The organism is Streptosporangium minutum (assembly GCF_002149035.1).
GTDB classification, from domain to species: Bacteria; Actinomycetota; Actinomycetes; order Streptosporangiales; family Streptosporangiaceae; genus Streptosporangium; species Streptosporangium minutum.
The window spans coordinates 15,388-27,768 of the sequence record NZ_NGFP01000025.1 but is presented as its reverse complement, the minus strand read 5'-3'; the positions used below and the strand labels follow the sequence as shown (position 1 = coordinate 27,768).

Sequence of the window (12,381 nt, the reverse complement as noted above, 5' to 3'; positions counted from 1 at the left end):
TCACGCCTCCGGCAGGGAGGCCACCGGAGATCCGCTCATTCTGAGGCTGGGGTCGGAATACCAGCGAAATGGACTGTCCATGACAGTTTCCGCCGGACTCCGGCCGCACCCCAGGAGGCCGCACCCCGCCCGCCGGGCCGTACTCCACCCACCAGGAGGAGCGAGCGGCGAACGCGGGCTCCGCGCCGCCTCAGCAGGACGTGCCGGCGCTCAACAGGACGTGCCGGCTCAGCAGGACGGGCAACCGGCCCGGCAGTGGCCCTGGCCGACGGGAACCGGCCAGGGACGGTCCTAGTGGGGGGCCATGTCGACGAAGCGGCTGTAGTGGCCCTGGAAGGCCACGGTGACCGTGGCGGTGGGGCCGTTACGGTGCTTGGCCACGATCAGGTCGGCCTCGCCCGCGCGGGGTGACTCGCGCTCGTACGCGTCTTCCCGGTGGAGCAGGATGACCATGTCGGCGTCCTGCTCGATGCTGCCCGACTCGCGGAGGTCGCTGACCATGGGGCGCTTGTCGGTCCGCTGCTCGGGACCACGGTTCAGCTGGGAGATCGCGATGACCGGGACCTCCAGCTCCTTGGCGAGGAGCTTGATGGCACGGGAGATCTCGGAGACCTCGTTCTGGCGGCTCTCGGTCTTCTTCGGCGAGGACATCAGCTGCAGGTAGTCGATGATGACGAAGCGCAGGTCGTTGCGCTGCTTGAGACGGCGGCACTTGGCCCGGATCTCCATCATCGACATGTTGGGCGAGTCGTCGATGAACAGCGGCGCCTCGGCCACCTCACCCATCCGCCGGGCCAGTTTGGCCCAGTCGTCGTCGGTCATCGTGCCCGAACGCATGTTGTGCAGCGCCACCCTCGCCTCGGCGGACAGCAGACGCATCGTGATCTCATTACGCGACATTTCCAGCGAGAACACGACAGTCGTCATACCGTGCTTGATAGCGGCAGATCTGGCGAAATCCAGCCCCAAAGTCGACTTGCCGATGGCCGGGCGGGCGGCCACGACGATCATCTGGCCGGGGTGGAGGCCGTTGGTGAGGGCGTCGAGGTCCTGGAAGCCCGTGGGGACGCCGACCATCTGGCCGCCCCGGCCGCCGATGGCCTCCAGCTCGTCGAGGGCCCCGGGCATGATGTCGGCCAGGGGGACGTAGTCCTCGGAGGTGCGGCGCTCGGTGACCTTGTAGATCTCGGCCTGGGCGCGGTCGACGAGGTCGTCGACCTCCTCGTCCTGCCCGCCGTACCCGAAGGAGACGATGCGGGTGCCGGCCTCGATCAGCCGCCGGAGGATGGCCTGCTCGCGGACGATCCGCGCGTAGTAGCCCGCGTTGGCCGCGGTGGGCACGACGGCGGTCAGGGTGTGGAGGTAGGCGCCGCCGCCGACCCGGGCGACCTCGCCGCGCTTCTGCAGCTCGTCGAAGATGGTGACGGCGTCGGCGGGGTCACCCCGGCCGTAGAGGTCGGTGATGATGTCGTAGATGATCTGGTGGGCCGGACGGTAGAAGTCGTCGGACCGTATGATCTCGACGACGTCGGCGATGGCGTCCTTGGACAGCAGCATGCCACCGAGGACGGACTGCTCCGCCTCGATGTTGTTCGGTGGGGTGCGCTCGAATCCCGGCTCGAAGACCGGTGGCTCCGCGATGCTCACCGCACACCCCCTCTTTCGAACACAGTTACGCTATCCCCATTTTTAACCGGCCAGTCTGACAGTTTCCACGCTCGCCGGACCAAGTGGCAACGCGACCTGTAGACAGGGGTGTGGATAAGGTGGCCAGTTCTTCCCCAGGGGCGGGGACAGCCTGGGGACAGTTCTGTGGATAACTCTTGTCCACAGCCCCGCACAGCCGTCTGGCCAGCAAAAACGTCATCCACTGCCTGTGGAGGAAAGAAAGTTGGGGCGACACGCCGAGACTATCCTCACATGGCGTGTCCCGTCCCCTTGATCCTTATGGGAGCCGCCCCCTGAGTAAGAGGCACAATAGAGGGGTGCCTCTTACCCCCAGAGCCGGCCGCGAACACGACAGGCAGATCCTCCGGCTGGCTGTGCCGGCCTTCGGAGCACTGGTCGCCGAGCCGCTGTTCCTGCTGACGGACTCCGTCATCGTCAGCCACCTGCCCGCCCCCGCGCTCGGCGCGCTGGGGGTGGCGAGCACCGTGCTGAGCGTCCTGGTGGGACTGTGCGTGTTCCTGGCCTACGGCACGACGGCGGCGGTGGCCCGGCAGATCGGCGCGGGCAACACCCTGCGGGCGATGCGGCAGGGAGTGGACGGCCTCTGGCTGGCCGCCGGGGTCGGCCTGGTGATCATCGCGGTGGTGTGGCCGCTCGCGCCCTCGCTCGTCCACCTGATCGGCGCCGAGGGCGAGCTCGCCCGGCAGGCGGTCACCTACCTGCGGATCAGCCTGCTGGGCGTCCCGGCCATGCTGCTCGTCCTGGCCGGGACCGGCGTGCTGCGCGGCATGCAGGACACCACGACCCCGCTGCTGGTGTCCGTCGGCTCCTTCGCGCTCAACGCGGTGCTCAACCTGGTGTTCGTCCTGGGCATGGGCTGGGGTGTCGCGGGCTCGGCCTGGGGCACGGTGCTGGCCCAGTCGCTCGGCGCCGCGGTCTACCTCGCCCTGGTCTTCGGGCGGCACAGAGCGCCGCTCAGGCCGGATCTGGCGGGCATCAGGGCGGCGGGCTCCGCCGGGGTCGCCCTGGTCATCCGTACGGCGTGCATGCAGGTGGTGATGACCATCGCGGCGGCCGTCGCCACCCGCATGGGGGACGACCAGATCGAGTCCCACACGGTCGCCGTCAGGATCTGGACCCTGCTGGCCTTCGCCCTGGACGCGATCGCCATCGCCGGGCAGGCCATCACCGGCCGTACCCTGGGCGCCGGTGACGTCGCCGGGACCCGGACGGCGACCTGGAGGATGGTCATGTGGGGGATCGGCTCGGGCGTGGCGCTGGGGCTCGCCGTGGTCGTGGCCAGGCCGTTCGTGCCCGGCCTGTTCGACGCGGGCCCGGCGGTGGCCGGGGAGCTGCTCGACCTGATGTGGGTGATCGCGGCCCTGCAGCCGATCGCCGGGGTGGTCTTCGTCCTGGACGGGGTGCTGATCGGCGCCGGCGACCAGCGCTATCTCGCCTGGGCGAGCATGTGGACGACGCTCGCCTACCTGCCCGCCGCGCTGCTGGTGGTCCTCGGCGGCGGCGGCCTGACCGCGCTCTGGCTGGCGCTGGGGGTGTGGATGACGGCCCGGCTGGTCACTCTGGGAACGCGCGCCTACGGCAGGGCGTGGTTGGTGATCGGTGCGTGATCTGGCGGTGTCCACCACGTGACCGGCTACCTCTTGTACGACGCAACCCCCTGCGGCACTGTGAACACGTCCGCTACAAGGGTGTTCCACCCATAATGATGGGGTCGCGCCGTGCCCGAAGGTACGTCTTTATCGATCTTACGCCGCCTTCCGCCCACCGAGGTCACGAACCGCTGGACCGGCGCGCGCCACGGCCTCCCCAAGGCCTACGGCCGTACGGACCTCGTCGTCCTGGGTCTCGGCGTCATGATCGGTGCGGGCATCTTCAGCGTCGCCGGCCGGCAGGCGGCCACCATGGCCGGCCCCGGCGTGATCCTCTCCTTCATGATCGCAGGAATCACCAGCCTGCTCGTGGCCTTCTGCTTCGCCGAGCTGTCGTCGGCCATGCCGACCTCGGGCAGTGCCTACACCTTCACCTACGTCATCTTCGGCGAGGTGTGGGCCTGGCTGGTCGGCTGGGCACTGGTGATGGAGCTGCTGCTCGCCACCGCGGTGGTGGCCCGCGCCTGGTCCCTCTACGCCGCCCAGATGCTCGCCGACCTCGGCGTGCGCCTCCCGGACCTCCTGGCGAGGATCACCGGCCAGGCCGAGGGGTTCGACCTGTTCGCGCTGTTCATCCTGGTGGTGCTGACGGCCGTGGTGGCGCTGGGCGCCCGGGTGGGCCTGCGCACCCTGTGGATCATCGTGGTCGCCAAGCTGCTGGCCGTCGGCGCGGTCATCGTGGTCGGCGCCACCCACTTCGACCAGCGGAACCTCTCCGCCATCCCCGTCCCCGCGGTCCCCGCCGGAACGGCCGACGACACCCTGAACTCCCCGCTGCTCGGCCTCATGTTCGGCCAGACGGGCGCGTTCGGCTGGTTCGGCATCTTCGCCGCCTCGGCGGTCATCGCCTTCGCCTACATCGGGTTCGACATCGTGGCCACCGCGGCCGAGGAGGCCGAGGACGCCCCCCGGTCGATCCCGAAGGGCATCATCCGCAGCCTGGTGATCACCACGGTCATCTACATCGTGGTCGCGCTGGTGATGGTCGGCATGACCCCCTACGACAGGATCAACCCCAAGGCTCCGCTCGCCAACGCCTTCCGCCAGGCGGACGAGGGCTTCATGGCGCACATCATCAACATCGGCGCGGTCCTCGGCCTCACCACGGTCGTCCTGGTGCTGCTCGTCGGCCTGACCCGGGTGATGTTCGCCATGGCCCGCGACGGGCTGTTCCCCCGCCCGCTGGCCAGGATCAACCGGAGCTACCACAGCCCGACCCGGGTCACCCTGCTCATCGGCGGGGTGGCGATCCTGCTGGCCGAGTTCGTACCGGTGCTGACGCTCGAACCGCTGGTCGTGATCGGCACCCTGTTCGTCTTCATCGCCGTGGCCGCCGGGGTGATCAGAATGCGGCGGACGATGCCGGACCTGCCCCGGGGCTTCCGGGTCCCGCTCTCCCCCGGCGTGCCGATCGCCTCGATCCTCGCCTGCCTGTGGCTGCTGGTGAACCTGCAGGTCATCACCTGGCTGTACTTCGCCGCCTGGATGGCCTTCGGCGTGCTGGTCTACCTGCTGTACGGCAGGCGCAACAGCGTGCTCGCCGGAGCCCGGCCGGCGGCCGACCCCCTCGGCGCCGAGAGCCGCGGCACCGAGAGCCGCGGCACCGAGAGCCGCGGCCGGCACCGCCGCTGAGGCCCTACAGCCGCCGGCTGTCGAGCACGCTCCGCAGGAACTCCCGGGTCCGGGGCTCCCGGGGATCGGTGAAGATCTGCTCGGGGCTGCCGCGCTCCAGGAGCACGCCGCCGTCCAGGAAGCAGACGGTGTCCGCGATCTCCCGGCAGAAGCCCATCTCGTGGGTGGTCAGGATCATGGTCATCCCGCCCTCCTTGAGCTCCCGGATGATCTCAAGCACCTCCTTGACCAGCGCCGGGTCCAGCGCCGAGGTGACCTCGTCCAGCAGCATCAGGCTGGGCCGGGTGGCGAGGGCCCGGATGATGGCGACGCGCTGCTGCTGACCGCCGGAGAGCCGGTCCGGGTAGGCCCCGGCCTTGTCCGCCAGGCCGAACCTGGCCAGCAGCTCGCGGGCCTCCTCCTCGGCCTGTCCCCGGCCGACCTTGTGCACCTTGCGCGGGGCCAGGGTGATGTTGTCCAGCACGGTCATGTGCGGGAAGAGGTTGAAGGCCTGGAACACGATGCCCATGCGCCTGCGCGCCTGGTCGACGTCGACCCGGACGTCGGTGAGCTCGTCGCCGTCCAGGTAGATCACACCGTCGTCCACGGTCTCCAGCAGGTTCACGCAGCGCAGCAGCGTGGACTTGCCCGAGCCGGAGGCGCCGATCAGGCAGACCACTTCGTGCGCATCGACCGACAGGTCGACTCCGCGCAGCACGCTGTTGCCGTGGTAGTTCTTCCAGACGCCCTCGATGGTCAGCAGGCTCATGGGTTCTCCTCGACTGGCGGCTCGCCGGGCCGTGAGCCGGAGCCGTCGTTCCCGCCGGCCCGCCCGCCGTACCCGCCGCCGCGCCCGCCGGCCTGTCCTGCGCGCGCGCTCACTGGCCCCGCCGCCGCTGCGACCGGGCCGCCAGGTAGTCGGTGAAGCGGGCCATGGGGATGGTGAGCAGGATGAACAGCAGCGCCGCCGCCAGGTAGGGCGTGTAGTTGAAGGTGCTGGCGGCGTGGATCTGCGCTTGGCGCAGCGCCTCCAGCGGGCCGATCGTGGCGACCAGCGCGGTGTCCTTCTGGAGCGAGACGAAGTCGTTGAGCAGCGGTGGCACCACCCGGCGCGCGGCCTGCGGGACCACCACGTACCGCATGGTCCTGCCGTGGCTCAGCCCGAGGGAGCGGGCCGCCGCCCACTGGCTCGGATGCACCGAGTCGATGCCCGCCCGGAACACCTCCGCCACGTACGCCCCGTAGGACAGGGTGAGCGCGATGACGCCCAGCGTCGCCAGATCCGTCGGCATGCCCTGCAGGCCGAGCGCGGGCAGGCCGAAGCCGACGAGGTAGATGACCAGGATCGTGGGCACGCCGCGGAAGATGTCGGTGTAGGCCACCGCGAGGGCACGCAGCGGGAAGAACGCCGGCGCCTTGAGGTTGCGCGCCAGCGCCACCAGCAGGCCCACGATCAGGATCAGCGGCTCGGCGATCAGGAAGATCTTGATGTTGAGCAGGAAGCCGCTCAGCACGTCCGGCAGCGCCTTCACGAACTGCTCGGGGTTGAAGAACGTCTCCTGGACCCGGGGCCAGCCGGGCGAGTTGGTGAAGACCCAGACGAGCAGGACGATCAGCAGGACCGTCGAGGTGGTCGCGATCGAACTCGACCGGACCGACCTCTTCCTGCGGAGTCGCTCCCGCTCCGCCTGCCGCTCGCTCTTCACCCAGGCCGCGTGGGCCGTCACACGATCACCGTCGTCCGCCGGGTGAGGGCGTCCCGTCCGCGGAACGCCGCCGGCGCCGGGGGCATGCCGGCGCCCGGTGAGGCCGTCCCGGTCACTTCAGCTCCGGAGCACCCGCGGCCGAGCCGAGCCATTCGGTCTCGATCTTGGCGAGCTCGCCGGAGGAGGTCAGCTTGTCGATCGCCTCGTTCACGCAGCCCACCAGGGGGCTGCCCTTCTCGAAGACCGCGCCGAAGACCTCGGGCGTGCCGGAGGCGGCGCCGAACTGGCCGACGATCTTGGAGTTCTCGACCTGGGCGGCGGTCACGTAGAAGGCGGTGGGCAGGTCCACCACCACCGCGTCGACCTGCTTGTTCTTCAGCGCGTTCACCGCGTCGATCTGCTCGTTGTAGACGTTCGGCTCGGCCGACGGCTTGATGACGTCCTTGACCGCCTGCAGCGAGGTGGTGCCGACCTGCACGCCGATCTTGGCGTCCTTGAGGGCGGCCAGGTCCGTCGCGGAGGCGACCTTGGAGCCGTCCAGCGCGACCACGGCCTGCTTGACCGTGTAGTAGCCCTTGCTGAAGTCGACGACCTTGGCCCGGTCAGGGGTCACGGAGACCTGGTTGAGGTCGAAGTCGAACTGCTTGGCGCCGGGGGCGAACGCGGTGTCGAACTTCACCGTGGCCCAGGCCACCTCGCCGCTCTCGAAGCCGAGCTGCTTGGCGACGGCGTGGGCCACCGCGCTCTCGAAGCCCTTGCCGTTGGCCGGGTCGTCGTCCTTGAACCACGGCTCGTAGGCGGGCTTGTCGGTGCCGATGGTCAGCTTGCCCGGGGTCTTCAGCGTGAGCTGGTCCTTGGCGCAGGTGGCCGGGGCGGAGGGGGCTGCCTGAACCGCCGTTTCCGAGGCCGGCGCACATGCTACGGCGGCCACCGCGAGGGCGCCGAGCGCGAGCAGCATCGAAGGACGGATCATGACAAACCTCCAGAATCAAGCAACGACTCACGAATTCTACGTATGTGCGGTGACCCCGGGTAACATTGTCTCGCCATACGGATGAGGGCTCTCCCCCGCGGACGGGGAAGAGCCCTCATGACGCGTGACCGGTCAGGCCGCGACGACCTCGATGTCGAGGGCCGCGGAGACCTCCGGGTGCAGCTTGACGCTGACCCGGTGGGAGCCGAGGCTCTTGATCGCGGGCGCGATCTCGATGCGACGGCGGTCGAGCAGGGGGCCGCCGGCGGCCTTGACGGCGTCGGCGACGTCGCCCGTGGTGATGGAGCCGAAGAGACGGCCGGAGTCGCCGGCCTTCGTCTTCAGGACCACCTTCAGGGACTTGAGCTGGCCCGCGACCTCCTGGGCGGTGCCCAGGTCGCGGATCTCGCGGGCGTCGCGAGCCTTCTTGATCGAGGAGATCTGCTTCTCGCCGCCGCGCGTCCACAGGATCGCGAAGCCACGGGGGAGCAGGTAGTTACGGCCGTAGCCGCTCTTGACCTCGACGATGTCGCCGGGGGCGCCGAGGCCGGTGACCTCACTGGTGAGAATGAGCTTCATCTGTCCGACCTCCTTAGCGCGCGGTGCTCATGTACGGCAGGAGCGCCATCTCACGAGCGTTCTTGATAGCGGTCGCCACGTCACGCTGGTGCTGGGTGCAGTTGCCCGTCACCCGGCGGGCACGGATCTTGCCGCGGTCGGAGATGAACTTCCGAAGCAGCGCCGTGTCCTTGTAGTCGACGTAGGAGATCTTGTCATGGCAGAACAGGCAAACCTTCTTCTTAGGCTTGCGCAGTGCCGGCTTGGCCATCGTGGTGCTCCTCTCAGAGCCCCGCCGTGAGGCGGGAATGGTCGCTGCGGATATGGACTGGGTTTCAGGATGCGATCTCCGGCCGTCCCGGAGGACGGCCGGACCGACCTGGAAGGATCGACCTAGAAGGGCGGTTCGTCGCTGAAGTCGCCGCCACCGAAGTTGCCGCCACCCTGCTGCTGGCCGCCACCGAAGTTGCCGCCGCCACCGCCGCCGTAGTTGTTACCGCCGCCGAAGCCGCCGCCCTGGGGGGCGGCGGGCGCCGCGGAGGCCCACGGGTCGTTGGCCGGGCCGCCGCCGAAGCCGCCGCCACCGCCGCCGCCCTGACGGGCGGTCTTGTTGACCTTGGCGGTCGCGTTCTTCAGGGAGGGGCCGACCTCGTCGACCTCGACCTCGTAGACGGTGCGCTTCTCGCCTTCCTTGGTCTCGTAAGACCGCTGGCGGAGCCGTCCCTGAACGATGACCCGCATGCCGCGCTGGAGGCTCTCGGCGACGTTCTCCGCCGCCTGCCGCCAGACGTTGCAGGTCAGGAAGAGGCCTTCGCCGTCTTTCCACTCGTTGGTCGTCTTGTCCAGAAACCGCGGAGTGGATGCGATGCGGAACCGGGCCACAGCCTGCCCCGTAGGGGTGAACCGCAGCTCCGGATCGTCGACGAGGTTGCCGACGATGGTGATGGTGGTGTCGCCTGCTGCCATGGCTAGCGCTGCCCTTCCTGCGGCCTTAGCTGGTTATCGGCTCAGAGTACGGCTGCCGCCCGACAAAATGCCGGGGGTTAGTGCACGTCCGGACGGAGGACCTTGGTCCGCAGGATGCCCTCGTTGAGGTTCATCTGCCGGTCGAGCTCCTTGACCGTGGCGGGCTCAGCGGTCAGGTCGATGACGGCGTAGATGCCCTCGGGCTTCTTGTCGATGTCGTAGGACAGCCGACGACGACCCCACACGTCGACCTTCTCCACGCTGCCGCCGTCATTGCGGACGACAGTGAGGAACTGGTCGAGGGAAGGGGCCACCGTACGCTCATCGAGCGAAGGGTCGAGAATGACCATCATCTCGTAACGACGCATGCTGGCTTCCAACCTCCTCTGGACTCTTGCGGTCACGACACCGTGCCGTGACAGGAGGACGCTGACGTCTTCACCGCGGTCGCCCATTTCGGCGGCCGTGGTGGAGGGCGGGTCATAACACGCCCATGAAACGTAGCCGTGCCAGCCTACCAGCCGGTCAAGGGTTGGGCCGTCACCTCGCCGGGCACCTCCCTACCATGAGAGGACGGGGGGTGGTGAGCCATGCCGCACGTGTTTCGTTCCACCGGGGGCCGGCCGTCCCGGCTGCGACTGAACAGCGACGGGCGACGGCACCCCGTCGAGAACGTCCTGAGTGTCGTCACGCTCGCCTGCGGGCTGATCGCCTTCGTGTCCGCGTTCTTCCCCGGCGCGCACGCGATCGGGGCGTGGCTGGGGACGGTGGGGTTCGTCGGGGGTTTCTACTCGCAGTACGTCTCGGCGACGACGGCCGAGCGCTCGCTGAACATCGTGGGCATCGTGGCCTCGTTCGTGGGCGTGGCCTTCGGCATCTACCACGGCGGTTTCTACCCGTAGAGCCCCGACTGCCGAAGGCCGCGCCCGGCGGCTAGCCGCCCAGCCGCAGGTCCACGCCGAGCAGGACGAGGAACCACAGGAAGACCGCCAGCAGTGCCTCGGCGACGTCCTTCAGGAGCTTGGGGGTGATGTAGTCGTAGACCCAGGCCACGTAGAGGCCGACCAGGATGTAGATCAGGCCGATCAGGCTGATCCCTCTGCGGTAGTAAGCCACTTCGACTCCTTGCGTTCGGCCCGCGGGGGGAGCGGGCATCGGGGCGCGCCGTGCGACTGCCCGTGACAGGCGGCTCGAAACGGCTAGGCTCGAACACATGCCGCGTATCGGAGCCCATGTCGACCAGGACGACCCGCTGGCCCACGCCAGGGCGCGCGACGCCGAGGTCGCGCAGTTCTTCCTCGGCGATCCCCAGGGCTGGAAGGGCCCGGTCATCGGCGACAAGACCCGGGAGATCAGGGACTCCGACGTGGACGTCTACATCCACGCGCCCTATGTGATCAACGTGGCCACCGCCAACAACCGGATCCGCATCCCCAGCCGCAAGCTGCTGAGCTCGAACCTCGCCGCGGCGGCCGAGCTGGGCGCCAAGGGCCTGATCGTCCACGGCGGCCACGTCGGCGCCGGGGACGACCCGCAGAAGGGCTTCGACAACTGGCGCAAGGTGTTCGAGCGGCTGGAGGAGCACGAGGTCCCGGTGCTCATCGAGAACACCGCGGGCGGCGACAACGCGATGGCCCGCAGGCTGGAGCGCATCGCCCGGCTGTGGGACGCCCTCGACGGTTTCGACGTGGGCTTCTGCCTGGACACCTGCCACGCGCATGCGGCCGGCGAGGAGCTGGCCGACGTGGTCGAGCGGATCATGGCCATCACCGGGCGGATCGACCTGATCCACTGCAACGACTCCCGCGACGCCGCGGGATCCGGCGCCGACCGGCACGCCAACCTCGGCGCGGGCCGGATCGACACCGAGCTGATCCTCTCGGTCTGCCGCAGCGCGGGGGCGCCGATCGTGGTGGAGACACCGTTCGAGGGCCAGGCCGAGGACATCTCTCTCCTCAGGAAGAGCCTCTGATCGGCGAGAACGCTTGATCCACAGCCTGTGGATAACTTTTCTGGATTACTCCGCGCCAAGAATGGGTAAGGAGAGTCACCCCACCCAGGCACCGTCCATGAAAGTCAGCGTGTTGAGCACCATCAACGGGCCGACCACCAGCGCGTAGACGAGGATCACCCACTGTCTCCAGCGCGCGCCCGGGGTGCCCGCCCGCGCGAGGAGCAGGAACAGCGGCCACCACAGCAGCGCCGAGCGCGGGATCGACAGGTAGTAGGCGGAGCAGACGAGGGCGCCCACCTGAAGGCCCACGTAGACGAACTCGCTCCACCGCCGCAGGTAGAGCAGGACCAGCACGAGCCCGATCCCGACGACCGCCCCGGCGATCTCCAGCCGGAACGCCCAGGCGAACCGTCCCTCCCCCATGGCCGAGTTCCACGTCGTGATCAGCGACTCCCACGGCCACACCATGTGCCGTCCCCACCCGGCCTCCTGGGCGTGCTTCCACGCCAGCCAGTCGCCGCTGCGGCTGTAGTGGTAGGCGGAGTAGAGCACCAGCGGCACGAACGGCAGCACCAGCCAGGCCGCCTGCCGTACGGCCTGCCGCCGGGTGAAGAACTCCACGATCAGGGCGAGGGCCAGGAACAGACCGGTGATCCGCATGCAGGAGGCCCCCGCCGCGAGACCGGCGGCCAGTGGCCAGTGGCCCCGGCGTGCCGCCAGCCAGGCCGGGATCGCGAAGGCCAGGAACAGCGCCTCGCTGTAGCCGGTGAACAGGAACACCGACATCGGCCAGAGCAGCAGCGCCAGCACCGCGCGCCACCCGGCTCCCGGCGGCCCCTCGAACTCGGCGAGCCTGGCCAGCGCCACCATCGCGACGGCGCCCGCCACGAAGGAGATGAGCAGCCCGGCGAGCGTCCAGTCGCCCACGACCGTGTGCACCGCGCGGAGCGTCAGCGGCATGCCGGGGAAGAACGCGGGCAGCCCCTTGTCCGGTTCGGCGGCGGCGGGGTCGCCGCCGTAGCCGTGCTCGGCGATGGTGATGAGGAGCTGGGTGTCCCAGTGCTTCCAGCGCTCCAGGAACGGCGCGACGGTATCTCCCCCCGACATGGCCCCGGCCCCCACGACCGCGAGGACGACGATTCCCAACCGGGAACTCAGCCAGAGCGTCAACGCCTCCATCGCGGTGTCGCGTGGAGGTTCCAGGGGGGTGGTCATACGGTGGAATTGTGGCGGATCATCATGTCTTGAGGCCAGCCCGGGAGGTCATGACGTTGA

At 69.1% G+C, this 12,381-nt stretch carries 14 protein-coding genes; 4 read left to right on the top strand and 10 right to left on the bottom strand.

All coding sequences use genetic code 11. The features are described 5' to 3' along the window. Positions 1-291: 291 nt before the first annotated feature. Entirely contained in the window at positions 292-1,647 is a 1,356-nt protein-coding gene (gene dnaB / locus CA984_RS08205) for a replicative DNA helicase (protein ID WP_086569910.1), read from the bottom strand. Between the two features lie 338 nt (positions 1,648-1,985). Here dnaB and CA984_RS08200 point away from each other — a divergent pair, with 338 nt between their 5' ends. Further along, positions 1,986-3,296 carry an MATE family efflux transporter gene (locus CA984_RS08200; protein ID WP_086569908.1) on the top strand — a complete coding sequence of 437 codons (1,311 nt, stop codon included), beginning with the start codon at positions 1,986-1,988 and terminating at the stop codon, positions 3,294-3,296. A gap of 111 nt (positions 3,297-3,407) precedes the next feature. After that, the gene (locus CA984_RS08195; protein ID WP_086569905.1) at positions 3,408-4,970 is read left to right on the top strand and encodes an amino acid permease; all 1,563 of its coding nucleotides are present in this window, start codon (positions 3,408-3,410) and stop codon (positions 4,968-4,970) included. A gap of 4 nt (positions 4,971-4,974) precedes the next feature. On the opposite strand, the gene CA984_RS08190 is transcribed toward CA984_RS08195, so the two are convergent. The 7 genes from CA984_RS08190 to rpsF all read right to left on the bottom strand — a co-directional run bounded on the left by CA984_RS08190 (position 4,975) and on the right by rpsF (position 9,520). Continuing rightward, on the bottom strand, positions 4,975-5,718 hold the full coding sequence (locus tag CA984_RS08190) for an amino acid ABC transporter ATP-binding protein (protein ID WP_086569903.1): 744 nt from the start codon (positions 5,716-5,718) through the stop codon (positions 4,975-4,977). A gap of 109 nt (positions 5,719-5,827) precedes the next feature. After that, positions 5,828-6,676 carry an amino acid ABC transporter permease gene (locus CA984_RS08185; protein ID WP_086569901.1) on the bottom strand — a complete coding sequence of 283 codons (849 nt, stop codon included), beginning with the start codon at positions 6,674-6,676 and terminating at the stop codon, positions 5,828-5,830. A 91-nt stretch (positions 6,677-6,767) separates the two neighbouring features. Continuing rightward, positions 6,768-7,628: an ABC transporter substrate-binding protein gene (locus CA984_RS08180; protein ID WP_086569899.1), complete on the bottom strand. Its 861-nt coding sequence runs from the start codon at positions 7,626-7,628 to the stop codon at positions 6,768-6,770. Between the two features lie 132 nt (positions 7,629-7,760). Beyond that, the gene (gene rplI, locus CA984_RS08175; RefSeq protein WP_012895698.1) at positions 7,761-8,207 is read right to left on the bottom strand and encodes a 50S ribosomal protein L9; all 447 of its coding nucleotides are present in this window, start codon (positions 8,205-8,207) and stop codon (positions 7,761-7,763) included. A gap of 13 nt (positions 8,208-8,220) precedes the next feature. Beyond that, positions 8,221-8,457 (bottom strand): 30S ribosomal protein S18, encoded by a 237-nt coding sequence (gene rpsR / locus CA984_RS08170; RefSeq protein WP_012895699.1) that lies wholly within the window; start codon positions 8,455-8,457, stop codon positions 8,221-8,223. A gap of 122 nt (positions 8,458-8,579) precedes the next feature. After that, on the bottom strand, positions 8,580-9,152 hold the full coding sequence (locus CA984_RS08165; protein WP_086569897.1) for a single-stranded DNA-binding protein: 573 nt from the start codon (positions 9,150-9,152) through the stop codon (positions 8,580-8,582). Positions 9,153-9,229: 77 nt separating this feature from the next. Then, on the bottom strand, positions 9,230-9,520 hold the full coding sequence (rpsF, locus tag CA984_RS08160) for a 30S ribosomal protein S6 (RefSeq protein ID WP_012895701.1): 291 nt from the start codon (positions 9,518-9,520) through the stop codon (positions 9,230-9,232). Positions 9,521-9,742: 222 nt separating this feature from the next. On the opposite strand from rpsF, the gene CA984_RS08155 reads away from it, so the two are divergent. Beyond that, positions 9,743-10,054 (top strand): hypothetical protein, encoded by a 312-nt coding sequence (locus CA984_RS08155; RefSeq protein ID WP_012895702.1) that lies wholly within the window; start codon positions 9,743-9,745, stop codon positions 10,052-10,054. Between the two features lie 31 nt (positions 10,055-10,085). Here the strand turns inward: CA984_RS08155 and CA984_RS08150 are convergent, their stop codons facing one another. Continuing rightward, positions 10,086-10,268, bottom strand: a complete 183-nt coding sequence (locus CA984_RS08150) for a hypothetical protein (protein WP_031158341.1) — start codon at positions 10,266-10,268, stop codon at positions 10,086-10,088. A gap of 97 nt (positions 10,269-10,365) precedes the next feature. Between CA984_RS08150 and CA984_RS08145 the strand changes: the two genes are divergently transcribed. Beyond that, on the top strand, positions 10,366-11,124 hold the full coding sequence (locus CA984_RS08145) for a deoxyribonuclease IV (RefSeq protein ID WP_086569895.1): 759 nt from the start codon (positions 10,366-10,368) through the stop codon (positions 11,122-11,124). 75 nt (positions 11,125-11,199) lie between these two features. Here the strand turns inward: CA984_RS08145 and CA984_RS08140 are convergent, their stop codons facing one another. Next, positions 11,200-12,321, bottom strand: a complete 1,122-nt coding sequence (locus CA984_RS08140) for a mannosyltransferase family protein (protein ID WP_086569892.1) — start codon at positions 12,319-12,321, stop codon at positions 11,200-11,202. Positions 12,322-12,381: the final 60 nt, after the last annotated feature.